The organism is Chloracidobacterium sp. (assembly GCA_015075585.1).
In the GTDB taxonomy this organism is placed as follows: domain Bacteria; phylum Acidobacteriota; class Blastocatellia; order Pyrinomonadales; family Pyrinomonadaceae; genus OLB17.
Map to the genome: position 1 here is coordinate 120,547 of JABTUB010000002.1, position 22,298 is coordinate 142,844.

Below are 22,298 nucleotides of genomic sequence, written 5' to 3' on the forward strand. Positions count from 1 at the left end.
AGGTTTGCCGCCAATAGACCGCATGGTCGAAGCCGCCGCGTGATCCAAACTATCAGCTTTCTCTAAAAGACCACACACCGGCCGCGTCTTTCTCAACAAACCCGGCAAGCCGCCGAACCTTCAACTTCCAACGCCGTAAATATATGTTCACCAGCCGAAAAATGTCAAGAATTTTCTGAAGACTGCGACGCCTTATCAACATATACGAAATAGTCTTCCACATCACGTATTGCATATCTCACTGCGTAGAATGAAATATCGAAAGTACTGGCAGCACCTTTCAACATTATCCCCGGAAGAGTCTCGATATGGCCGTCCTTTGTCTTTTTGCTTCGTGTGCCGAGGTTATGTACAATATCGTTCCTAACACGTATGAGTGCCTTTAGCCGCTCGTGTAATTGATTGTCACATTTTATCTCCCGGTTTCCATGTTGATCCAATATACATTTCGTCCGCTGTAAAACATCACCACTATTACAGCTGCTGCTTGCGTTATGTACGTCAATTCCGCGCTTGGTAAGATTTTCATCAATGATCGTCGGCAAATAAAGCTCCAGCAAGGTAACCGAATGAGTAACCAACATCCAAATGATGTGCGGTACGATGGGACTAACAGGCACAAAATCCTCAAAAGGGATCTCGGCCTGCTTTTGTCGATCATTAGGATCGCCTTCAAGTTTAGCAATACATTGCTTAATGGTATGTTCGAGTTCATCGATCACAAGGTGAAATACGCAACATGCATCTTTATACGACAATTGCGGCTCGTTCATAAAGAATTCCCGAATTTATGCGGTCCGCGTATCTACTCGCGGCAGCGTCGTTCTTATGTTAGATAAGAATATCTCGCAATATTTTACTATGTCCTAAAAGAATTGCCGATATTATACAGGACGTAATGGAACATACTGCCGATCATCAGGCGAAATAAACAACGTCGTCGGCTTGGATCGGCACGAGTTTTTCATGGCCTCTTATAATTTTGCGATCGTCCTTGCCTATGAGGCTGCGCGACCACAAGGCAACGGCGTGCGCACGGGCAGCGGCGAAGTGATGTAAGATATGTTCTATGTGCGGACGGGCATCGCAGCGGCTTACCGAGGATTTTGCGTTGATGATCGCGCATTTTACCTTGCCGGACATACTTACGACACGCAATAATCTGCGGCCGACAGAGCCTGCGTGGATAGTTGCACGCCGCGGCGACGGCGTCATACGCACATTGCGTGCGCGCTGGTGGTGTCAGCGAGAAGGCGGCACGCACTTCGAGACAAAATACCCGACGTTCAACGCACGCGTCGATACGATGCACGAACGCAGGCTCTGGTCCGACCTTTTACGCCGCGGCCAACGCTGCCTCTTCCCCGTTAGCAGCTTTTACGAATGGCCGATAAAAGGAAAAGGCCTGCCGCCCGTCGAGATATTTGTCGAAGGACGCAAACCATACGCCCTTGCGGGGCTTTGGAGCCGCTATACCGACGAAGACAGCCCGTTCTTTTCGTTCGCCGTCTTTACCACCGCACCGAACGACTTTATGCTGCCGATACACGAAAAGGCAATGCCGGTCATCATCTCCGACATTCACGACCAGGAACGCTGGCTCACGGAAGGCGACGAGGAACTGCTCGTGCCGTATAAAGGCATTCTCGAAGCCGACAAGCTTGATTCGACACTCGAAAAGCTTTACCCGAACGAGAACGCAAAACGCTGAGAGAACGATACAATGGAACCACTCGCCAGCAGGATCCGCCCGCGTTCGCTCGATGAATACGTCGGGCAGGAACACCTTGTCGGCGAAGGCAAGCCGCTCAGGCTCGCGATCGAAGAGAAACACGTCTTCTCTTTCATCCTTTGGGGTCCGCCCGGCACCGGAAAGACAACGCTCGCACGCATCTACGCAAATGCGCTAAACGCCGAGTTCTTTGAGCTTTCCGCCGTCTCAGCCGGTAAGGACGACATCCGCAAGATCGTCCGGCGTACGGAAAAAGATGAACGCGAGGCCGCAGACGCGCTTTCGGGCGATCTCTTCACCGATAGCGAGATCGACAAGCGCGACAACGAAATGCACCGCGATGACAGCTCGATCACGTCGCGCGGCCGCGTCCGCGTACTTTTTCTTGACGAGATTCACCGATTTAACAAGGCTCAGCAGGACTTTTTGCTGCCGTTCGTCGAAAGCGGCGAGCTTGTTCTCATCGGCGCGACCACCGAGAACCCGAGCTTCGAGGTGATACCGGCACTGCTCTCGCGGATGCGAGTCTTTGTCCTCAACGAACTAAGCGATGCCGATATGTCCGCGATCATCGACCGCACCGGCTTTGATCTCGACAAGGAAGCGAAAGAATGGCTTATCGAAATGGCGAACGGCGACGCACGCCAAGCCATTACAATGATCGAGAACACCGCGCGTCTCTATAACATCGTCGATCTCGCCGCTCTCAAAGAAACGCTGCAGTCGAAGTTCCTGCGTTACGACAAGAAAGGCGAAGAACACTACAACGTCATCTCGGCCTTTATCAAGTCGATGCGCGCCGGCAAGCCGGACGCCGCAATTTATTATCTCGCACGAATGATCGACGCCGGCGAGGACCCGAAATTCATCGCCCGCCGCATGGTCATCTTTGCAAGCGAAGACATCGGCCTTGCACAGCCGACGGCATTGGTCGTCGCGAACGCGGTCTTCGAGGCCGTTACGACCATCGGCTATCCCGAATGCAGGATAAACTTGGCCCACGGCGCCGCTTACCTTGCCCGCGCTTCAAAGGACAGAGGCGCTATCGACGCTGTCGATGCGGCCCTCGATGATGTGAAACGCTTCGGCAACCTTCCTGTCCCGATGAAGATCCGCAACGCTCCGACAAAACTTATGAAAGAACTCGGCTACGGCAAGGATGAAGGCAATGATCCGGAAAACGACCTTCTGCCGGAGAAGTTACGCGGTAAGAAATACCTTCGATAGGCCGAATTTGACGGCTTTTCGCGGTCAGCGCTTCCAGTAATGCTTGATCTTCAGGTCAAGCATCGGGAATGCGCAGTATTCGACATTGCGGCCGGTCGCGCGCAGCGTACGCACCATAGGGATCGCAGCGTCCGCGTTGCGTGTGTGGACGATTATCGTCGCCGCCCGCTGAAGATCTGAGCGTTCGGCAAGCCATTTTGCGACCGCAAAGCCAGTACGATCGTAGTCGTCGTGGTCGTTCGATTCGTAGTGCTCGGGCAGCAGATCGTGATCGAGAAATATCGCGTCGTATGTCTTGCCCTCAAGCAGCGCCTTTGCCTCCTCGACCGTTTCTGCGATGTCAAGACCGTCGCCTGCGAAACGCTTCTCGAACCAGCGATGCCGCCGATGATCGTCATCAAGCAGCATTACGCTGATCGGCGCCCTGTCAGCCGAAAGGTCTTTGAGACCGAACTTTATCAAAACACTGCGTATCAAGCTCATAGATCCTGGTGCCAATAGACTATAACATAACGAAAAGTTGGCGATCAGCCGCCTTTTTGTATTAAAGAACCGCCATGCTAACATTGTCGTGTCTGCCGTCCGAAACACTCGATGCCAAAGCATGAAAAAAAGGTTGTCGATATAACGACACGCACGAACGAAAGGCCCCGGATGCCCGAGATCGCACCCGACCAGACCCTCTGCGACCAATGCTACGGCGTCGGAATGATCGTCATACCCGGCAAAGGTGCGAAACCGTGCAGCTGCCGTAAGCGGGACCTTTTTACTGACGGTATCGACAAGGCGAACGTCCCAAAACGCTACGCTTCATGCCATATCAACAACTTCAAGCCTGAGACCGCTTCGCAACGCCATGCACTCAAGATGGCCGAGACCTTCGCACGCGAATTTCCCGCCGTCGATCGCGGCCTCCTGTTCATGGGCAGCGTCGGCGTCGGAAAGACCCACTTGGCAGTCTCGATCATCAAACTCATCGCTGAACGCGGTTTCTCCTGCCGCTTTTATGAATTCGGCACTCTGCTCAAGGAGATACAGAACTCATATAACCCGCGAACCGACAGTTCGGAAGACAGCATCCTCGGCAATGTTTTTGATTGCGATGTGCTCCTGCTCGATGAACTCGGCGCCGCCAAGCCTACCCACTGGGTGATGGACACCCTCTATCACATCATCAACACTCGCTACAACGACAAGAAGGCGACGATCTTTACAACAAATTTCCTCGACGAACGCACTGATCCGCGGATCGAGATACTCGAAGACCGGATCGGCGTGCCTGTTCGCTCCCGCCTATACGAAATGTGCGCAACGGTGCCGATGACAGGCAACGACCACCGCCGCAAACTCGCATAGTTTGCTGATACACGTTTCGGCGGCAATTCCTCAAAGGCGTAAAAGGACAACGTAAACATCCGTGTAAAAACTTGTTGTATTTTTCCGTTCAATATTGTTATACTTGACGAGGGTCCATCCCTTCCTACCAAATTAACGCCTATGCTTCCCGCTAATACAACCCTACAAAAGAACCGCTTTCGCATAATCGCCCCGCTGATCGAGGTCGATCGAGGACAGCTTTACGACGCCTACGACAACGACCTTGAACACAATATTCTCTTACACGAATCTGCCAGTCTTGAGCCGCAGTCGTTCAGCACCCGGCTTTCGGCGCTGAAAGCTCAGGAGACCGACGGAATCGTCGGGATCGGAGGCGGTTTTGCCGAAAATAATTACGAATATCTGGCAGCGGACGCTTCGGGATCTCGTGCATCGGCAGATGATCTGATGAGCGACCCGAAAGGAGCCTTTGCCGACCTCCTTATCGCACTTTGCCGTTTGATAGAACGCGAGGGCGGCGTTGACAACATCGTGATAACGCCGCATCACCTTCGACGTTCCGGCAGCGGTACCATAAGCCTCGTCTTTTTCGGTGCCCCGAGCGGCCTGAAGAGCATCTCATCAGCCGGCCTGCAAAAGCCTTCGCCGTATCTTCCGCTCGAATCGGTCTGGTTAGGCATCGATATCGTAACGCAAAACGCTCTTTCGCGTACCTATGATGACGCAGCGATCGAGGTGCTCGAATCGCCGCGTGATGAACGGTCGCTCTTATATTCGCTCGCTGCGTCCATATATATGATCGTGACCGGTTCGCCGCCGCCCGACCCGCTCGTTCGGAGCCTCGAACTTATGGACGGCAATCCCGATCCGTTCGTTCCGCTTTGCGCGGCCGAACCTTCGTGGTCTGCCGACCTGTCGGATGTTATCTCAAGAATGGCTGCGATACGCCGCGAGGACCGTTTCAGCTCGGTCGCCCAAGCGATCGAAGCCGTGCGAAACGCGTCGGCCGTTATTGCGGCTCCTGCTGCCGCAACCGTATCGAAAGTTCCCGAGTCCCCACCGAAAACACAGCCGGTAGATCGGGCGAACATTTCGTTCGCTGACCTTGCCGACGAAGATCTCGATCTGCTTGAGATCCCTGTCGCCGCGGTTAGCAATTCTCCGTCTATGGAGGAAGTGCTCGCCGCCGATCCGCTGTTTGCGGCCGCAGGCGAGCAGACGTTCGTCGAAGAACCCATGGCCTCTGCTGATCCCGAGCCGTCGCAGCCTGAGCGATCGAGTGACGAGGCAGAAGCGGCACCGTTCGAAACCGTCGTTACGACGCCCGAGCCTGTCGCCGAGACTATCGTTCCCAAAGAGCCGGTCGATGCGGTCTGGGCCGACGGCGAAGAGAAGCCCTCGGGCAAAGGCAAGGCTTTGGCAGCGGCTGCCGCAGCGGCGGTGCTTATTCTTGCCGGCGGTGCTTGGGGCCTTTTGTCGTACTCATCGGCGGGCAGCGGCGTCACGACGGAGGTCGCCATGCCGTCCCAAGAACGGACCGACGTTCCGCCAACGTCCGGTACTGATCCGGTAACATCCGTTTCATATCAGACAGCAGACCCGACAACCGATAATTCAGCGGCCGCCGATACCCGCCCGCAGCGAAAGCCGGAGGTCCAGAAGAACCAACAACGGCCTGTTGTTGCCGAAACAAAACCTGAAAAGACGGACAAACCGAAGCCGGAAAAGACCAAAAAGCTGACGGTTGACGATCTTCTTCGTGATAATTAGGAGAACCTAAATGAGCCCCGATACTGTATTCACCCGCCGTTCGAAAACACCGATCCTGATCCCTATTCTGCTTGTAATTGCGGCAGGATGCTTAACTCCGCTATTTGCACAGCAGCAGCTTAGCCTTGCCGATATACTGATCGCCCTCAGATCAAAAAAGGCCGATATCACCGAGAAGAATAAGATCCTCGCCGATGCGGTAAAAGACCGCGGGATCACCTTTGCATTAACGCCCGAGATCGAGCGCGAGCTTAGCACCACGGGAGCGAACGGACAGCTGATAGGTGCGATCAAACAACGCACCGAGCCTGCCGCCGAAAAGCCAAATGCAAATGCCGCTACTGTGACCGAGCCTGAAAAACCGGCCGTACCCATGGAAACATACAAGCAGAACGCCGCCGCGAATCTAGAGAAAGGCTTGGTTCATCAAGCCGTGAGCGATCTCAATCATGCCATTGACATTGATCCTGCAGATGCAGAGCTTCGCATTATGCGGGCAACGGCGTTCGTACGTCTGAAAATTCTTGACCTCGCCCTCACCGACCTTGATAAAGCCGTGGAATTGTTTCCAAGTGCCGTGAATTTGGAAGCACGCGCCGCCGTATATGAAAAGCTAGGAAATACCAAAGCTGCGAATGCCGATCACGAAAAGGCATTCGCCATCGACCCGAAGAATGCATCCGCAGCCGCAGCGGTCGCCAAGATGAAGTCCGCTGAGGAAAAGGCTCCTGCTCCAAAGACCGAGGCCGTAAAAGCAGAGCCCGCGAAGACCGAGTCCGCAAAAACCGAGCCTGTAAAAGCTGAACCTGCAAAGGTTGAGCCCGCGAAGGTCGAGGCACCTAAGCAGGTTGCCGCAAAGCAGCCGGAAGCCGTTGTGGGGCCTGTGGATATCGGCCCGCTGAACCTATTCGCCACGCGGCTCGTTCAGCCGAACTACTCGAGTACCGATAAATTGATGCGTATCGAAGGCCAAGTTAAGGTTGAGATCACATTGGACGAGGAAGGCAAACCGACCTCGATAAAAGCGGTCAGCGGCCCGGGCACGCTTCGCAACTCGGCGGAAGAGGCAGTGCGGCGGTCAAGGTTCGAGCCGATCATCGTTGACGGCAAAGCCGTAAAAGCGACGGGCTACATTGTGTTCAACTTCAAGCTTCGTCAGTAGGAACTCGTACCGGCAGTTACCTTTTGACCTGAAGCTTCCTGCGCGATCTTGACTCCAACCGAAGCCCCGATGCGTGTCGCTCCGGCTTCGAACATCGCCCGTGCGTCGCCGATGCCTTTTACGCCGCCCGATGCCTTTACGCCAAGTGATTCGCCAACGGTTCGACGCATCAAAGCGACGTCGTGAGCTGTTGCACCGCCCTTTGCAAAGCCGGTAGAGGTCTTTACAAAATCCGCACCGGCATTCTTAGATGCGATACACGCGCGTACCTTTTCGTCATCGGTAAGCAGAGCTGTCTCAATTATCACCTTGCAAAGGACGTGAGCTTCGTGAGCCGCTTTGACGACCGCACGAATGTCGTCTTCGACGGCGCAGTCATCGCCGGACTTCAATTGTCCCACGTTGATCACCATATCAACCTCGCGGGCTCCGTCAAAGATCGCCCGCCTGGCCTCATACGCCTTAACGTCCGGCAGGGTCGCGCCAAGCGGAAAGCCGATCACTGTGCATACAGGCACGCCGCTTCCCTTTAGGAACTCCGCTGCCTGCTTGACCCATGCGGGATTAACGCAAACGGACGCAAAGCCGTATTGTGCGGCCTCTTCGCAAAGCTTTTTGATGTCTTTGTATGAAGCCTCGGGTTTGAGCAGCGTGTGATCGATCAGGCTTGCCCAATCGCGAGCGGTCGCGGTTTCGCCAAGAACGATGCCGATCCGCTGGGCACCCGCATCGACAATGCGTTCAACATCGGCACGGCAGAACGTCGGATACGATTCTTCGCCCGACATTTTTGCCATCACCATGTCGGTGATCTGGTCTATCAGCTGGTTGTAATCGGCATTTTTCTGCATCACTTCACCGCATTTGTCATCCTACTTAAACCATCCGTAAGGTCATTTTATCACGAACGGTACTGCCTATCGATCGCATCGATCTTGCCTACGCGCTTCTTGTGCCTCTCCTCCGATATTTCGGTGGTAAGAAATGCCTCGACGATAGCCTTGACCTCCTCGAACGAATTCTGCCCGGAGCCGAGCGTCAAGATATTCGCTCCGTTGTGCTCTCGCGAATTCTTCGCAAGCGCGACGGAGTATACCTGCGCCGCACGCACGCCCGGAACTTTGTTCGCTGCCATTGCACTCCCGATGCCTGCACCGTCAATAATGATCCCGACGTCCGCCTGCTTGCCGCTGACCGCACGGGCCACCGCGTGTGCAAAGTCAGGATAATCGACCGCATCCTCGGTCTCGGTGCCGAAATCACGCACATTCAAGCCAAGATCGCCAAGAAAGACCTTAAGCTGTTCCTTGAACTTAAAACCGCCGTGGTCGCACCCTATCGCCACCGAACGCACCTTTATACCTGAGCTTCGCGGGTGCTTGCGGATCAGCACGATATTCAGGTCGCGAACCAGATCGCTTGCCAGCGGCGTGAATTTCACATCCGCGGCGACACGCACGCGAGATCCTTCTTCAAGCCCTCGAAGGTCATTCTCCGTGATCAGAGTTTTTGACGATTCGTCGCGCTCCCATTCACGTTCGGCCCTATCCCGCAGCGAATTTACAACAATATGCTGCGGCGGGTGTGCTTCAGGCTCAACCGAGGTTCTCGCTTCACCCGGAACGGCAGCTAACACTTGACGCACAAGCTCACGGACGCGATCTCGTTTCTCACTATCAGTTTCGTTCATTTACAGGCCAAAAAGCTGTTCTTGCTCACCGGACTTGAAACGCTTCTCTGTTTGAAATAGTATTTCCAAAATTCGATTCTTTCAAACAGCGAGGAACAACATGACCTCAGAATTCGCTCAGGCCGTGTCAACAGAGTTTAGCAACCCAAATTTCGAAATATTGTACAGTGCGGAACGGATCAACGAGCGTATTTGCGAACTCGGCGCACAACTCACCGCAGAATATGCAGGCAAAGAACTTGTTCTCGTCAGCGTTCTCAAGGGATCGTGCGTCTTTCTCGCCGATCTTATGCGTGTGATCGACCTGCCGCTGACGATCGACTTTATGTCCGTATCATCATACAAGGACGGGACCGTCTCTACCGGCGACGTTGAGATCTTGAAGGATCTTTCAAATCCGATCCGCGGCAAACATGTGCTTGTGGTCGAAGATATCGTCGATACCGGACTTACCTTAACGAGGCTGATCGAGATACTCGGTTCGCGCGGCGCGGCGTCTATCAAGATAGCGACTTTCCTTGATAAGCCTGAGCCTAGGATAAAGAAAGAACTTATTGTCGATTACACCGGCTTTGTCATTCCGAATAAATTCGTCGTCGGTTACGGCCTTGATGCCGCCGGCCGCTATCGGAACCTGCCGTTCGTCGGGATCGTTACCGACCCGTCCAAGGCGTAAAATTCGGGGAAAACCTTTATTCCTTCTCTTGACCGCATACGGCTATATCCGTATAATCTGATATTTTCGACCATGGCACTCGACATGTGCCTGTCGAACAGGAGCTAACAGAGAAATGAGTTACGCGATCATAAGAACGGGCGGCAAGCAATTCGCGGTCGAAAGCGGACAGACGCTTCGCGTCCCGAAGATCGAAGCAGAAGCCGGAACGAAGGTCGATGTCGAAACGCTTTTTGCTGACGGCAAGGTCGGTGCATCTACGCTGAAGGCAACGGTGGTATCACACGGTAAGGACGATAAGGTCATCGTGTTCAAAAAGAAACGCCGCAAGCAATACAAGCGTAAGCAGGGGCACAGGCAAGGATTTACGGAAATAACGATCGACTGATCGTTGATAAACTAGAGTTATGGCACATAAGAAAGGGGTAGGTTCATCACGCAACGGACGCGACTCAAATGCTCAACGGCTCGGATTGAAGAAATTCGGCGGCCAGCACGTCCTTGGCGGCAATATTCTCGCACGCCAACGCGGCACCAAGTGGAAGCCGGGCAACAACGTGGGGCGCGGCAAGGATGATACGCTGTTCGCTCTGATCGAAGGATTTGTTAAGTTCGAAGATAAGGGCCGTAAGGGCAAATTCATTAGCGTCTATGTCGAAGGCGCTCCGGAACTCGCACCGGCAGCGTAATTGCTGTATTTTTTCTTTTCGAGAGGCTGCCTGAAACGGCGGCCTCTTTGTATTTCCTGCTAAAAAGCGATGGTCCTGAGAACGAATTTTATAAAATTCGGAACAAAACTTGATCGCTGAGATCTTTTTTTTCTTTTTTTTCACGGTCACCCTCTCGCATAAATTTTCCGCCTGTGGAAAACTTCGTCGGATGTAATTGACACTGTCTTTTAGCCTTAGCTGAGAACGCCGTTGCCGAGCCGCGATCCGTACACACCATTATCCACAGGTTTTCCACAGAAAGCCCGTAAATACGGGCTAGAGTTAAAGTATTTTCTACTTGACTTCCGTTTTTTCCGGGTTATTATGTCCATACAGTCGAAGTTGCTCACGGGTACTTTGACCAGCACCGGGAGGTGGATGGGTTGCGGCGACGCATCTCTTCGAAAGACGGCAGGAGCGGAAGCCACCGTTTGAAACGCCCGGAGTTGAAGCCGAAAGGCTTGTGCTGAGAACCGCTAGACAGTTCTCGATCGGCAGGACGCTTCGGCGGATCGCCTGATCTAATGTCACAGGGATAAAAACCTGAGACGCCTTGCGAGAAATGATCAGCTCGAAAGGTGCACAAAAGTCGCTCGCGAAACCTGTTCGCAGCATACGCGAGCCTCGTTGCCGGGGACGTAACCGGCGGTGGAGGAAAAGCCACCAAAACAAAAACCTAACGGCACCTCGACAGCATCCTTGCGGTGCGAACGAGAGAAAGGATCTAAGTTCGCTTTTATTCTTCGTGCTGGCCGGCGATCAAAAGCTCCCCGCAGAGCGTCGTCGGAATAAAAAACAGGCAAGTGCCCTATGTACAAGGGCATTTGCCACACCCTTAGCCCCGCCGGTACGCGAGTCTTCGGAATCGATGCCCAAAGGTGAATAAGGAAAAAACAAAAGCGTTGATCTTTTCAAGCAATTGAAAAGATCAACGCTTTTGTTTTTATGCGCCGTCTTCATCATGATCATCCTTCTGCTCGCTGCCTCGGGCGGACTTTGCACGGGCCTTCGCCATGGCCAATACCGATGGAAGCTGCAGCACCTGTTCCCTTCGGGTTTCGGCCTCGAGGTGCAGCACTCGTGCCGAAAGCAGGTTATTGAGCGAGATCGTGCCAAGCAATCGCGTCGGATCTTCGCGATCAACAACCGGAAACCGCGTAATGCCCGTTGCTGCCATCCTTTCAACGACCGGCCTCAGCGGTTCATCATCAAAGACCACCTGCGGATCGTAATGCGTGATCTCAGAGAGCCGCCCGTTCGGGTCGCGGTCGGCTCTTTGGATAGCAGCGCGTAGGTCGCGGCGGGTTACGACACCTACCAACCTATCGTCCGCGTCCACAACCGGGTACATATGTTGGACTCGATCGGAGAGGTCTGATGATATCAATCGAGCCAACTCCTTATTCGTACGCCCCTCATGCAAGGCGTCAATATCAGTACGCATAACCTCCCGTGCAAATGTTATCTCCATCGGATCGAGTGAATATTCCCGACTCATATGATAACCACGCCGAGCGATCTTTTCTGTAAGGATCGAACGGCCAAGCGTCAGAACGGTAAATGCGTGAGCGATGGTTACCGCAGTAAGCAGCGGAAGAAGCATGTTGATGTCGTGTGTCAACTCCAATGCGAACACGATACCGGTGAACGGGGCCCTCATTGTACCGCCTAAGATCGCACCCATACAGACAAGAGGCCAAAACCCGACGCCTTCTGCAGGCAAGATGCCGCTCAAAACGCCTCCGAGTGCTCCGCCCATCATCAGTAACGGGGCTAGGACGCCGCCGGATGTACCTGAACCGAGGGAAATGATCCAGATCGAGGACTTTACAATAAGCACGCCCATAAGGACCTTGATCGGCGCCTCGGTTTGGAGGAAACCGCGTATCACGTCATAACCGACACCTAAGGACTGCGGAAAGATCAGGCCGCCGACACCAACCGCAACGCCACCGATAGCGGGCCACCACATCCAATGGATCGGAAGCTTGGCAAATGCATCCTCCGATGCATACACGCCCTTCGTCAGCAGAAGCGAGAGAACTCCGGCAAGCACGCCCGCAACGACGCACCCCAACAGTCCGTCAAACCCGACAAATCCCGGGAATGGGCCCGCCGGAAACAGCGGCGCAGGATCGAGGAGATATCGCCGTGCCGTCGTAGCCGCGGCACAGGCAAGAGCGACAGGGATCATACTTCGCGGCTTCCATTCGAACAGCAGCAGTTCGACTGCCAGCAGCACCGATGCTATCGGTGCACCAAAGGTCGCGGCCATTCCGGCGGCTGCACCAGCTACAAGTAAAGTTTTTCTTTCGGAACTTGTAAGCCGAAAGAACTGTGCGATCATCGAGCCGAACGCACCGCCGGTCATAATGATCGGACCTTCCGCTCCGAACGGCCCGCCAGATCCGATCGAGACAGCGGACGAAAGCGGTTTCAGCAATGCGATCTTCGGCTGGACTCGGCTGCCATTCAAAAGGATCGACTCAATAGCCTCGGGAATTCCGTGGCCCCTGATCCTCTCCGATCCGTACCGGGCCATTATTCCGATGATCACGCCGCCAATAACCGGCACAAAGATGATGAGCCAACCAAGCGTATTTCCAGCCGGAGAGACACTTTCGAAACTCAACCGATGATAGAAGAAGACATTTGTAAAGAATGCAATTAACCGCAGCAAGAGCCATGCGATGCCTGCCGCTGCGGTCCCAATTACGATCGCGAGGCCCGAGATGCGAATTATCCGCCGTTTTGTAGTGAAGTCACCGAGATCAGCGGCACTTGAATTCTCAAAGCGTGTCCAAAACCCCGTATTTTCCGCAACGGTACCATCTGTCATTTTCCCCCTCCCTGAATACTCAAAGAAACGAAAATATCATCTTTGGACCTCCGATGCAGGTCTAAAAGCACGAATCGTGCTGCCGCATTTGTTAACCGTTGCCGCCCGCGAATAGAATTGCACTCGGAAGGATGTTTCTTGATCGCGTCAAGATAAGAGTCAAAGCCGGCGACGGCGGCAACGGCGTAACGGCCTTTCGGCGCGAGAAATTCGTGCCTCGCGGCGGCCCTTCGGGCGGCGACGGCGGTGTCGGAGGCAGCGTCTGGATAGAATCGTCAGAGGGCCTCAACACGCTGCTCCATCTGCGCTACAACCCCGAACACAAGGCAGAGCGTGGCCGGCACGGCGAAGGCTCGAATCGTTTTGGAAAAGACGGCGCTGACACGACGGTCGGTGTTCCTGTAGGTACGCAGGTGTTCGATGCCGCGACCGATGAGTTGCTCTTCGATTTTACGGAGCCGGGCCAGCGATACCTTGCAGCAAAGGGCGGCAAGGGCGGCTGGGGCAACGCTCACTTTGCAACTGCGACTCGACAGGCACCAAAATTTCATTACGACGGTCGCCCCGGCGAGGAACGCGAACTCCAACTCGAACTGAAGTTGATCGCCGACGTCGGCCTCGTCGGTTATCCGAACGCCGGCAAATCTACTTTGATCTCGGTGATCTCGGCCGCAAAACCAAAGATCGCCGATTATCCCTTCACGACTCTAGAACCAAATCTCGGCGTTGTGGATATGGGCGATTACCGTACGCTCGTCGTTGCCGATATACCCGGGCTTATCGAAGGTGCATCGGACGGTGCGGGCCTCGGCCATCGATTTCTGCGTCACGTAGAACGCACAAAGCTGATCCTCCACCTTGTTGATATCTCATCGTTGTCGGGCCGCGACCCGGTCAGTGATTACGAGGTCATCAACCGCGAATTGGCGAAATATGATGCTAACCTTGCCGAACGTGAGCAGATCGTGGTCGCCACAAAGATCGACTCGCTAGATGACCCGGAACGCCTTGAGAACCTGAAGGCACGTGTCAAAAAGGATAAGCGCCGATTCTTCGCAATTTCATCGGTCGCAAATCGCGGCATCAAAGAACTGATGACCGCAGTGGCCGACCGTATCTTCAGGCCGGAAGAAGACCGATGAAAATCACTGCGTTCTATGGAGGCTCGTTCGACCCGGTGCACAACGGCCATATCGCGGTCGCACGGCAACTGCTGCAGCACACGCCGCTCGATTCCGTGGTGCTTGTACCGGCATTTCATGCACCTCATAAGGTACGGCTTCAGCCGACATCGGCTTACGATCGCTATGCAATGCTGTGTCTGGCCACCGAGGCTGATCCCGGGATCAGCGTTTCGCGGATGGAGATCGAGGCTCCGGAACGTCCGTATTCACTCGAGACCTTGACCCGCATTCTCGAATCGACGACGCCCGAAGAGGTCTTTTTTGTGATCGGTGCGGATTCTTGGCGTGACATCAGGACGTGGCGGGAATGGGAGACAGTGCTGACAATGGTGAACATACTTGTTGTCACAAGGCCGGGCGTAGAACTCGCCGCCGCCCACGTCTCGGATAAGGTGCGCGATCGGATCATCGACCTTCGAGGATTTGATGACCTGCAATTTTCGAACGGCCTGCACGTTTACTTCACGGACCTTGTGAACATGGACGTTTCAGCGACCGAGATAAGGCAGAAGGTGCGCCGCGATGACGCGTCGTGGCGTAGCGATGTTCCGGCAAACGTTGTAAACTACATTGAAAAGTATCGGATCTATAAGTAATGGAAGAAATTCAGGAGAAATCACTCCAACACAGCACAGCCCGCATTGAACTCGCCGCAAAACCAACATCGTTCAAATCGCTTGATCCCGCACTCCGACTTGCGATCGAGTGCATCGACGAAAAGAAAGGTATTGACATCGTCGGCCTCGACCTGCGCGAAATAGCAAGCTTTACGGAGTTCTTCGTTATTGCAAGCGGAAGCAATCAGCGGCAAGTGCAGGCTATCGCCGACGAGATATCTGAACAGCTAAAGAAACAATGCGGCGTCAGTGCTCTCCGAATCGAAGGATACAATACCGCCGAGTGGATCCTGCTGGATTACGGCGACTTCATCGTCCACCTTTTCGATCGCGACGCGAGAGAGTTCTACGACCTCGCCCGTCTGTGGCGCGATGCTCGAAAGGTCGAGATCGACATTACATGAAACTGCGTTTTCTCTGGGTCGGCAAGACCCGTAACAGGCATTTTGAGGCGCTGCAGTCCGATTATCTGCGGCGCCTTTCGCATTTTGCCAAGTGCGAGGTAACCGAAGTTCGCGACGGCGGCGGCCCCGAAGCTGAAGGCAAACGCATCTTGGAACGCCTCGGCTCGACATCCGCCGTCTGTCTTTTGGATATTAACGGCGAGAAATATACATCACACGGACTGGCTCAACTGATCGAACGCTGGCAGACGGACGGGCGAAAGGAAACGACGTTTATCATCGGTGGTGCCGAAGGGGTCTCTGCTGCGGTTGCCGAACGTGCCGACCATAGGTTATCCTTATCGTTTCTCACATTGACGCACGAGATGGCTCGTGTGATCTTGGCGGAGCAATTATATAGGGCATTTACGATAATAAAGGGCTTTCCGTATCAAAAATGAGTAAATTGAATGTAAAAGAGATCACCAAAAAGCTTCATCATGAGCGTGCCGTACTGATCGATAAGCTGAAAGGGAACGACCTGTCGATCGATGATTCGGAAACGCCGGATCCGGTCGATCTTGCGGTACGCAATTATTCGAAGAATGTAATGCTCGCGGTCTCCGAGAACGAGAGCCGTCAGTTGACACTTATAGACGAGGCCCTTGTACGCATCGCGGATGAAGAATACGGCAAATGCCAGAACTGTGAAAAGGCCATTAATCCAAAACGGCTCGGCGCGATCCCTTGGGCACGATATTGTCTTGATTGTCAGGCACTGTTGGAGCAAGGCCTGCTTGACGAAGAATGATCTTTGACCGAGCCAGAGACTTGGCGATCTCCCTTCTATACCCTCAGGGCTGCAAGATCTGCGGCAAATTGATCGAAAATTCTGATGACGGCGTTGCTTGCGGCGATTGTTGGCGGCAGACGCACATCTTTAGCGGCGACGAGATCCTGTGCGGCAAATGCGGGGCTCTGCTCGGCACACAAGGCGGCCCGCTTGCTGTTCGCTGTCATAGATGCGATGAGCAGCATTTTGACCATGCAAAGGCTATCGGCGTTCATGAATTCGCTTTGGCAGCTTCGATCAATCACTTAAAGAGATATCCGGATATTCCGAAGCATTTACGGAACTTGATCGAAAGCTGCTCCGCGACATTGCCTTTCACGAATATCGATCTCCTTATGCCCGTGCCTCTCTCATCGCAGCGACTGCTCGAGCGCGGATTCGATCAGGCATTGCTTATTGCAAGGATCGCGGCAAAGATGCTTGACCTGCCGATAGACGGTCATTCCCTTTCGAGGACGCGGCACACGCCAGTTCACCGTGTCGGCATGGATCGCAAGGCCCGCGAATTGACTCTCAATAATGTGTTCGATGTCGTAAGGCCGAAGCTCATTGCGGGCCGAAATATTCTTCTCGTAGATGACGTCTTTACAACAGGAGCAACGACGTCAGCTTGTGCCGCCGCTCTCAAAAAAGCAGGCGCGGCGAGCGTCAATGTTTTCACGCTCGCACGCGCCGTTCTGAATTAAGACCGCTCTTTACGGATTATCGCTCTGCGGAGCGGGTATGTCACCGTTCAGCCCGAATTGGAAGATCCTTGTCGAGCCGTTCGAACTGTTGACGATGTACCACACGCCGTTCGACGGCCGAAAGACCGCGATGTCATCCTTGCCGTCGCCGTCATAATCGCCGACCGCTGGCACATCGCCGCTGATGCCCCATTGCTGAGCATAAAAGCCTGCCGTGCTTCGATTCTGATACCAAATACCGGTCGACGGGCGAAAGACGGCTTGATCGGCCTTCCCGTCAAAATCATAATCGCCGGGTACCGGCACATCGCCCGCCATGCCGAAGTGCGTAACGACATACTGCCCGTTGATGCTGTTCAGCCGATGCCAATCGCCGTCGCTCGGACGCCATACGCTTATATCGGATTTGCCGTCAGTGTCGTAGTCGGCCGCAACCGGAATATCGCCGTTCTGCCCGAACGGAACAACGAGATAGTTATTGGGATCCGTTGTGCGGCGTATCCACCATGTGCCGGTCGAGGGCCGGAAAACGGCTATATCCGCTTTTGCATCGCCGTCAAAGTCGCCTTGTGCAGGAATGTCGCCCGCAGAACCGAACGGCACAACACCCGCGGTTGAATCACTGCTTCGAAAGTAGTACCAGACATTTGTCGATGGCCGATACACCGCGATGTCCGAGATGTTGTCACCGTCGTAATCCTCAACGACGGGTTGGTCGCCATTCAATCCGAATTGCTGAATGCGATAGGTACTGTCCGAGCTGTTATAGGCGTACCACATTCCGGTCGAGGGACGAAAAACGGAAATGTCGGTCTTAAAGTCGCCGTCGAGGTCGGCTGACGCTTTTGCTCTTACGATCTTCTCGAGCGTTCCGGTCGTGTTGGCGATTCCGACCGTGTACAACTCGCCATCGTCATCCTCACCAAATGAGGAATAAAGACGGGTGGTATCAAGCAATGCGATCGTGTTCTGTTCGTTTATAAAGACCTCGCCCGTACAATAATCGCCGTAAACGTACGTGCCGGGCACGAAAGTATTCTGTGTGCCTCGGTAAACATATCCGCCGACCACGCTGCAGCGCGAACCTGTTTGATATTGATAGATCGGCATGAGATAGTTCGCCGGATTGCAAAGGCCGGGGTCGTTTCCCGTACACTGCGTTCCTTCATAAACACGCCATCCGTAATTGCCGCCGAGCGTAATGATATCGACCTCTTCGATCGCGTTTTGGCCTACATCGCCGACCCAAAGCTGATGCGTGCCGCCGCGGTCGAACGACCAACGATACGGATTGCGCATTCCTATTGTGTAGATCTCATCCGCACCGGGTGTCGCACCTGCGTATGGATTTGTCGGAGGAATATTGTAGGGCGGCACCTGAGTCTCAGGGACATTCACATCGATCCGAAGGAATTTACCGAGAAGCGAATTAATGTTCTGTGCATTGGCCAGAGGATCATTGCCCGAGCCGCCGTCGCCTGTTGCGGCATAAAGATAACCGTCATCAGGGCCGAATGCGATCGTTCCGCCGTTATGATTTGAGGCCAGCGTGTGCGGGATCGTGATCAACACACGGGCCGTACTCGGATCGCCCTTATTCGGGTCGTTCGGAAATACCTTGTACTCAGCGATCTGAATTGCTCCGTCACTGCTTCGCGTGTAATAAACATAGAACTTCCGGTTATTCGTAAAATCCGGATGAAACGCAAGCCCCAATAGCCCACGCTCATTGCCGGAACTGCTGACCACGCCGGAAAGGTTGATGAAGTCCGTCGTGGCCGAAGCCCCGGGCTGCAAGACCTTAATGATACCGCGCTGCTGTACCACGAAAATTCGCTTTGTTCCATCGCGAACTGTAACCATATGAACCGGCAAGGCGAGTCCGGAAAGGACCGGGATAGTGCGGATCTTCAGCGGCGACGGTGCGGCAAAGGTTGGGCCGCCGGTCAAAAATGCCATAAGCGTCAAGGCCGCAACGGCAAAAAGAACTATTCGTTTCATTTGAACTCCTAAGAACGCGCAAGCACTCCTAAATAACGGAAGCTGTACCTGCGGAAATCTGGACAAGCTTGAATGAACACTTGTCGGTGATGCGATTAAAACCGGTTAAAACCAGAATGATTGTACAACTGAACGGCGATCCGCCGCAACACACCTAGAGCCTGTAGTGTACACCTTTTTTTCGCAATGCTTCGTCCTCATTTTCGAGGTTCTGAAGGCGCAGCGTGATATCGGCGGTCATCTCAGGCCCGGCGCACTCGCCCCGCTTGAGTGCGGCAAAGCCGGCAGCGGCTATCATAGCTGCATTATCGGTGGAAAGATGCTTTGAAGGGAAATATACAGGAATGCCCAGCCGTTCTGCCGCTGCCTCAGCAGCTTCCTTAAGCGCAAGGTTACAAGCGACGCCGCCGGCAACTATGAGCGTACGAGGAAGCAGGTCTTTGGCGAGCTTTTCAAGCGTACCGACAAGGGCCTTGATCACAGCAGATTGAAAACCGGCGGCAATGTCACGCACCTCGGGCGACGGCTCGTTCTCAATAATGTTGATCTCATTCTCGCGCAAATAACGTGAAACCGCGGTCTTAAGTCCGCTAAAGCTCAGATCGGGGCGGCCGTCGGAGATCTTCGCTTGAGGAAAATGAACCTTTCCGGCATTAACGCCCTTGGCCAACCGTTCGATCACAGGGCCGCCGGGATAGCCGAGCCCAAGCATCTTCGCAACCTTATCGAATGCCTCGCCGGCGGCGTCATCACGGGTACGCGAGACGACCTTATACTTCCCTTCCTCCGGAATATAAAAAATGTTCGTATGCCCGCCGGAAACGATCAATGCGAGAGCGGGATATTCGACCGGCGGATTCTCGAAAACGATCGAATATACGTGGCCTTCTATATGATTTACGCCCACGATCGGAATATCAAGGCCGTACGCCAAGGCCTTTGCGTAACAAACGCCAACAAGCAGCGAACCGATCAGCCCCGGCCCTTGCGTTACCGCGATCGCATCGATATCGCTGAGCCTCGTGCCCGCACGCTCAAGAGCCTCGTTTACAACAGGCTCGATCTTTTCGAGATGCTCACGCGAGGCGATCTCAGGGACGACGCCGCCCCACTCGCGGTGAATATCGACCTGCGAGGCAATGACCGACGATAAAATTTCGCGGCCGTCCCGCACCAAAGCCGCCGCCGTCTCATCACAAGAGCTTTCGATACCAAGTATGATCATCTGCTGAACACACTGCCCTCCGCCGAACCTTGATTAGCGAACACGTCGAACACCTCTCTTGAGTAGCTGACGCCTTCCGGAAATTGCCGCATCATTTCATCACGCAGTTGGGCGGCGTCACGCTCCAAATACTCATTGAGTGCCGCCTGATCCTCGGCAAAATAGGCGGTCCGGTATTTGCCCTCGCGGCCGGCAAAGATCGCGTGGATGAACCGCCGCGTCGCAAGCACCTCAGTTATGTGCACCGTAACCATATAGCTTTCGTATGTTTCCCTTTGATCCGGCGCCACACTAGCTGTTACTTCATAAACGATCATAATTACTTTCGCAGCGAACCGCCGCAGCCTCGAACCGCCGTCATACCATACACTTTACCTATCGCAAGCCCGCTTGTGAAAACCAGCCGCCTCGAAAATGCTGTATATGCGAACGATCACGGTAGCCGCACCGCCGGCTTTGTCTTAAAGTTCTGCCCCGACAGCGGCACGTTCGCCGATATGAATGATTGACTTTCGCTCCGAACAGGCATATTACGGAAACGTAGGGAATGTTTTTGAAAGGAGGCTGAATATGAAAAGGAAAGCACTTGCGGTCATAACATCGCTTATCGTCGCTGTCGGCACGATAATGATAGTCGAGATGATCAACTCAACGATCCTGCCTATCGAAGGCAGCGTGATGGCACGCAACCCCGACACCGTCCGCGAAGCAATGACGTCGCGTCCCGATCTCGGATTTATCGTCGTGGTGATCGGCTATGTCCTGGCTGCATTCGGTGCCGGTTTCATCGTAACCAAGATGTCACGTCGCGAAGGCGGCAGTCTTCACCTGGCGATATTATGCGGTGTCATTCTGACCGCTTTGGGTATCGCGAACATCGTGCTGTTTCCCGGCCATCCGATGTGGTTCATCGCCCTGATGCTGATCTCGTTCATTCCGTCCGCCGCGGTCGGATACAGATTTGCGAGATAGAAAGATCAGTGATCTATGGCTTTTTGCCTTCCCGCCACGTAGGCACAAAGTCGGAATTGATAAGCCAGCGTACAGGTTCGATCATCGAGTTTATCGACCGTGTCATGTGGCCGAAGTCAATCGTGCGAACCTCGTCGCTTGCCTTGTGGTAGTCAGTGTGCAGCCCAAAGCTTGACACCGTGTGGGCAATGATGCCCTGCCGGGCAAGCGTGTAGTTATCCGAACGCTGAAAGAAATTCTCGTCCGGATGCGGATCGGCAACCAGTTTAGCCCCACGCCGCGCAAGTTCGGCACCAAGGTCGGAGCGTTCATACCCCGTAAGCCAAAGCTCATCGGGCTTCACCTTTGCATCGGGGCGGCCTATCATTTCAAATTCGAGGTTCGCAACAAGATCCTCCTTTGGAAACGGCAAATAATTGACAAAATGCGAGGCGCCGAAACCGCCCGCTTCCTCGCTGCCAAAACATACGAAATAGACGGTCCTCCTGGGCTTCTCGCCTGCCGCGATCACTCTTGCGAGTTCGAGAACTGCGACCGATCCGGAAGCATCATCGTCGGCGCCGTTAAATATCTTATCGTCGCCCGGAGCATTATCGCGTACGCCCAGGTGGTCGAGGTGCGAGGTTATCAAGATGACCTGCGAGCGAAGTTTTGCATCCGAACCCGTGATCTTGCCGATCGCGTTCCATGTATAGGTCGGTGCTCCGGCCGTGAATGTCGCATTCAGCGTAAGTGTGCTGCCGTCTGCAAGCTTTGCAAGTTCATCGCCCGCCTTTTTTGATACGGCCATGAGCGTTCCAAACCGCCCAAGCTGCGCCCTGCGGCGTGCGACCTCATCCCAATTTTGGCGGATCTCGTTCGTCTCGACCATTATCACGGCGGCAGCACCGCCGCGTTGGAGATCGCGGATCGCGCCTTGAAAACTGTCGTAAGCCGCATCGGCAGGAGGGGTCAGAATGACGATCGCTCCTTTTTTAGCCGCATCGCCCGGCTTCGCGTGTTGAATGGGGCCGCTGATCTGCTTTCCAGCGATCGAAAAAACAATAAGGTCTTGACCGAGTTTGATCTTTGAGCCGGGATCGCCTTCGATATCCAGGCCGCTTAATTGCTGCCGTGCGGGAACGGTGACGGTCTGTACGAATGTGGGCTTTCCGTCAAAGCCCGTATCGCCTGCCGCCTCAAGCCCGAACTGCATGAATTGCGAGCCGATATACTCGGCCGCGATCCGCTCGA

Annotated in this window: 24 protein-coding genes; 15 read left to right on the forward strand and 9 right to left on the reverse strand. The window is 54.2% G+C overall.

The genetic code is table 11. The features are described 5' to 3' along the window. Positions 1–164 precede the first annotated feature (164 nt). A complete protein-coding gene (locus HS105_09565; protein MBE7516838.1) occupies positions 165–722 on the reverse strand; it encodes a hypothetical protein in 558 nt (185 codons plus the stop codon). A gap of 347 nt (positions 723–1,069) precedes the next feature. Between HS105_09565 and HS105_09570 the strand changes: the two genes are divergently transcribed. Together HS105_09570 and HS105_09575 are read left to right on the forward strand one after the other, a co-directional pair. Then, positions 1,070–1,711, forward strand: a complete 642-nt coding sequence (locus HS105_09570; GenBank protein ID MBE7516839.1) for an SOS response-associated peptidase family protein — start codon at positions 1,070–1,072, stop codon at positions 1,709–1,711. Positions 1,712–1,723: 12 nt separating this feature from the next. Continuing rightward, complete coding sequence (locus HS105_09575) at positions 1,724–2,959, forward strand: replication-associated recombination protein A (GenBank protein MBE7516840.1); 1,236 nt, start codon at positions 1,724–1,726, stop codon at positions 2,957–2,959. Between the two features lie 24 nt (positions 2,960–2,983). Here the strand turns inward: HS105_09575 and HS105_09580 are convergent, their stop codons facing one another. Next, on the reverse strand, positions 2,984–3,442 hold the full coding sequence (locus HS105_09580) for a hypothetical protein (protein MBE7516841.1): 459 nt from the start codon (positions 3,440–3,442) through the stop codon (positions 2,984–2,986). A gap of 111 nt (positions 3,443–3,553) precedes the next feature. Here HS105_09580 and HS105_09585 point away from each other — a divergent pair, with 111 nt between their 5' ends. The 3 genes from HS105_09585 to HS105_09595 all read left to right on the forward strand — a co-directional run bounded on the left by HS105_09585 (position 3,554) and on the right by HS105_09595 (position 7,229). Then, positions 3,554–4,315 carry an ATP-binding protein gene (locus tag HS105_09585; protein ID MBE7516842.1) on the forward strand — a complete coding sequence of 254 codons (762 nt, stop codon included), beginning with the start codon at positions 3,554–3,556 and terminating at the stop codon, positions 4,313–4,315. A gap of 141 nt (positions 4,316–4,456) precedes the next feature. Continuing rightward, positions 4,457–6,067: a hypothetical protein gene (locus HS105_09590; protein ID MBE7516843.1), complete on the forward strand. Its 1,611-nt coding sequence runs from the start codon at positions 4,457–4,459 to the stop codon at positions 6,065–6,067. Between the two features lie 10 nt (positions 6,068–6,077). Further along, positions 6,078–7,229, forward strand: coding sequence for a TonB family protein (locus tag HS105_09595; protein ID MBE7516844.1), 1,152 nt, complete (start codon positions 6,078–6,080; stop codon positions 7,227–7,229). Here HS105_09595 and deoC read toward each other — a convergent pair. Together deoC and HS105_09605 are read right to left on the reverse strand one after the other, a co-directional pair. Further along, positions 7,223–8,017 (reverse strand): deoxyribose-phosphate aldolase, encoded by a 795-nt coding sequence (gene deoC, locus HS105_09600; protein MBE7516845.1) that lies wholly within the window; start codon positions 8,015–8,017, stop codon positions 7,223–7,225. The two genes, HS105_09595 and deoC, sit on opposite strands and share 7 nt — an antisense overlap. Before the next feature lie 113 nt (positions 8,018–8,130). Next, entirely contained in the window at positions 8,131–8,919 is a 789-nt protein-coding gene (locus HS105_09605; protein ID MBE7516846.1) for an RpiB/LacA/LacB family sugar-phosphate isomerase, read from the reverse strand. A gap of 100 nt (positions 8,920–9,019) precedes the next feature. Here HS105_09605 and hpt point away from each other — a divergent pair, with 100 nt between their 5' ends. The 3 genes from hpt to rpmA all read left to right on the forward strand — a co-directional run bounded on the left by hpt (position 9,020) and on the right by rpmA (position 10,284). Next, positions 9,020–9,595: a hypoxanthine phosphoribosyltransferase gene (gene hpt / locus HS105_09610; GenBank protein MBE7516847.1), complete on the forward strand. Its 576-nt coding sequence runs from the start codon at positions 9,020–9,022 to the stop codon at positions 9,593–9,595. 115 nt (positions 9,596–9,710) lie between these two features. Further along, positions 9,711–9,983, forward strand: coding sequence for a 50S ribosomal protein L21 (gene rplU / locus HS105_09615; protein MBE7516848.1), 273 nt, complete (start codon positions 9,711–9,713; stop codon positions 9,981–9,983). Positions 9,984–10,002: 19 nt separating this feature from the next. Further along, positions 10,003–10,284 (forward strand): 50S ribosomal protein L27, encoded by a 282-nt coding sequence (rpmA, locus tag HS105_09620; GenBank protein ID MBE7516849.1) that lies wholly within the window; start codon positions 10,003–10,005, stop codon positions 10,282–10,284. Positions 10,285–11,248: 964 nt separating this feature from the next. On the opposite strand, the gene HS105_09625 is transcribed toward rpmA, so the two are convergent. After that, the gene (locus HS105_09625; GenBank protein ID MBE7516850.1) at positions 11,249–13,144 is read right to left on the reverse strand and encodes a chloride channel protein; all 1,896 of its coding nucleotides are present in this window, start codon (positions 13,142–13,144) and stop codon (positions 11,249–11,251) included. 131 nt (positions 13,145–13,275) lie between these two features. Here HS105_09625 and obgE point away from each other — a divergent pair, with 131 nt between their 5' ends. From obgE to HS105_09655, 6 genes are read left to right on the forward strand one after another with little or no spacing between them, the layout of a single operon-like run. Further along, complete coding sequence (gene obgE, locus HS105_09630) at positions 13,276–14,286, forward strand: GTPase ObgE (GenBank protein ID MBE7516851.1); 1,011 nt, start codon at positions 13,276–13,278, stop codon at positions 14,284–14,286. Continuing rightward, positions 14,283–14,924: a nicotinate (nicotinamide) nucleotide adenylyltransferase gene (nadD, locus tag HS105_09635; protein MBE7516852.1), complete on the forward strand. Its 642-nt coding sequence runs from the start codon at positions 14,283–14,285 to the stop codon at positions 14,922–14,924. The genes obgE and nadD overlap by 4 nt, the downstream gene beginning before the upstream one ends. After that, the gene (rsfS, locus tag HS105_09640) at positions 14,924–15,349 is read left to right on the forward strand and encodes a ribosome silencing factor (protein ID MBE7516853.1); all 426 of its coding nucleotides are present in this window, start codon (positions 14,924–14,926) and stop codon (positions 15,347–15,349) included. The genes nadD and rsfS overlap by 1 nt, the downstream gene beginning before the upstream one ends. Beyond that, a complete protein-coding gene (locus HS105_09645) occupies positions 15,346–15,789 on the forward strand; it encodes a 23S rRNA (pseudouridine(1915)-N(3))-methyltransferase RlmH (GenBank protein ID MBE7516854.1) in 444 nt (147 codons plus the stop codon). The genes rsfS and HS105_09645 overlap by 4 nt, the downstream gene beginning before the upstream one ends. Continuing rightward, positions 15,786–16,139 (forward strand): TraR/DksA family transcriptional regulator, encoded by a 354-nt coding sequence (locus HS105_09650; protein MBE7516855.1) that lies wholly within the window; start codon positions 15,786–15,788, stop codon positions 16,137–16,139. Before HS105_09645 ends, HS105_09650 begins: the two co-directional genes overlap by 4 nt. Further along, positions 16,136–16,867, forward strand: a complete 732-nt coding sequence (locus HS105_09655; GenBank protein ID MBE7516856.1) for a ComF family protein — start codon at positions 16,136–16,138, stop codon at positions 16,865–16,867. Before HS105_09650 ends, HS105_09655 begins: the two co-directional genes overlap by 4 nt. A gap of 9 nt (positions 16,868–16,876) precedes the next feature. On the opposite strand, the gene HS105_09660 is transcribed toward HS105_09655, so the two are convergent. From HS105_09660 to HS105_09670, 3 genes are all read right to left on the reverse strand, one after another. Beyond that, on the reverse strand, positions 16,877–18,868 hold the full coding sequence (locus tag HS105_09660; protein MBE7516857.1) for a PQQ-dependent sugar dehydrogenase: 1,992 nt from the start codon (positions 18,866–18,868) through the stop codon (positions 16,877–16,879). Positions 18,869–19,022: 154 nt separating this feature from the next. Beyond that, a complete protein-coding gene (gene tsaD / locus HS105_09665; protein ID MBE7516858.1) occupies positions 19,023–20,093 on the reverse strand; it encodes a tRNA (adenosine(37)-N6)-threonylcarbamoyltransferase complex transferase subunit TsaD in 1,071 nt (356 codons plus the stop codon). Beyond that, positions 20,090–20,410 (reverse strand): DUF4286 family protein, encoded by a 321-nt coding sequence (locus HS105_09670; GenBank protein MBE7516859.1) that lies wholly within the window; start codon positions 20,408–20,410, stop codon positions 20,090–20,092. Before HS105_09670 ends, tsaD begins: the two co-directional genes overlap by 4 nt. A 253-nt stretch (positions 20,411–20,663) precedes the next feature. Between HS105_09670 and HS105_09675 the strand changes: the two genes are divergently transcribed. Next, positions 20,664–21,065: a hypothetical protein gene (locus tag HS105_09675; GenBank protein MBE7516860.1), complete on the forward strand. Its 402-nt coding sequence runs from the start codon at positions 20,664–20,666 to the stop codon at positions 21,063–21,065. A 13-nt stretch (positions 21,066–21,078) separates the two neighbouring features. On the opposite strand, the gene HS105_09680 is transcribed toward HS105_09675, so the two are convergent. Further along, entirely contained in the window at positions 21,079–21,936 is an 858-nt protein-coding gene (locus tag HS105_09680) for a M20/M25/M40 family metallo-hydrolase (GenBank protein ID MBE7516861.1), read from the reverse strand. Positions 21,937–22,298 lie beyond the last annotated feature (362 nt).

Coding starts and splice junctions, on each gene's coding strand:
- HS105_09570 (MBE7516839.1), top strand. CDS start 1,070: ATGTGCGGACGGGCATCGCAGCGGCTTACCGAGGATTTTGCGTTGATG.
- HS105_09575 (MBE7516840.1), top strand. CDS start 1,724: ATGGAACCACTCGCCAGCAGGATCCGCCCGCGTTCGCTCGATGAATAC.
- HS105_09580 (MBE7516841.1), bottom strand. CDS start 3,442: ATGAGCTTGATACGCAGTGTTTTGATAAAGTTCGGTCTCAAAGACCTT.
- HS105_09585 (MBE7516842.1), top strand. CDS start 3,554: ATGCCAAAGCATGAAAAAAAGGTTGTCGATATAACGACACGCACGAAC.
- HS105_09590 (MBE7516843.1), top strand. CDS start 4,457: ATGCTTCCCGCTAATACAACCCTACAAAAGAACCGCTTTCGCATAATC.
- HS105_09595 (MBE7516844.1), top strand. CDS start 6,078: ATGAGCCCCGATACTGTATTCACCCGCCGTTCGAAAACACCGATCCTG.
- deoC (MBE7516845.1), bottom strand. CDS start 8,017: ATGTCGGGCGAAGAATCGTATCCGACGTTCTGCCGTGCCGATGTTGAA.
- HS105_09605 (MBE7516846.1), bottom strand. CDS start 8,919: ATGAACGAAACTGATAGTGAGAAACGAGATCGCGTCCGTGAGCTTGTG.
- hpt (MBE7516847.1), top strand. CDS start 9,020: ATGACCTCAGAATTCGCTCAGGCCGTGTCAACAGAGTTTAGCAACCCA.
- rplU (MBE7516848.1), top strand. CDS start 9,711: ATGAGTTACGCGATCATAAGAACGGGCGGCAAGCAATTCGCGGTCGAA.
- rpmA (MBE7516849.1), top strand. CDS start 10,003: ATGGCACATAAGAAAGGGGTAGGTTCATCACGCAACGGACGCGACTCA.
- HS105_09625 (MBE7516850.1), bottom strand. CDS start 13,144: ATGACAGATGGTACCGTTGCGGAAAATACGGGGTTTTGGACACGCTTT.
- obgE (MBE7516851.1), top strand. CDS start 13,276: ATGTTTCTTGATCGCGTCAAGATAAGAGTCAAAGCCGGCGACGGCGGC.
- nadD (MBE7516852.1), top strand. CDS start 14,283: ATGAAAATCACTGCGTTCTATGGAGGCTCGTTCGACCCGGTGCACAAC.
- rsfS (MBE7516853.1), top strand. CDS start 14,924: ATGGAAGAAATTCAGGAGAAATCACTCCAACACAGCACAGCCCGCATT.
- HS105_09645 (MBE7516854.1), top strand. CDS start 15,346: ATGAAACTGCGTTTTCTCTGGGTCGGCAAGACCCGTAACAGGCATTTT.
- HS105_09650 (MBE7516855.1), top strand. CDS start 15,786: ATGAGTAAATTGAATGTAAAAGAGATCACCAAAAAGCTTCATCATGAG.
- HS105_09655 (MBE7516856.1), top strand. CDS start 16,136: ATGATCTTTGACCGAGCCAGAGACTTGGCGATCTCCCTTCTATACCCT.
- HS105_09660 (MBE7516857.1), bottom strand. CDS start 18,868: ATGAAACGAATAGTTCTTTTTGCCGTTGCGGCCTTGACGCTTATGGCA.
- tsaD (MBE7516858.1), bottom strand. CDS start 20,093: ATGATCATACTTGGTATCGAAAGCTCTTGTGATGAGACGGCGGCGGCT.
- HS105_09670 (MBE7516859.1), bottom strand. CDS start 20,410: ATGATCGTTTATGAAGTAACAGCTAGTGTGGCGCCGGATCAAAGGGAA.
- HS105_09675 (MBE7516860.1), top strand. CDS start 20,664: ATGAAAAGGAAAGCACTTGCGGTCATAACATCGCTTATCGTCGCTGTC.
- HS105_09680 (MBE7516861.1), bottom strand. CDS start 21,936: ATGGTCGAGACGAACGAGATCCGCCAAAATTGGGATGAGGTCGCACGC.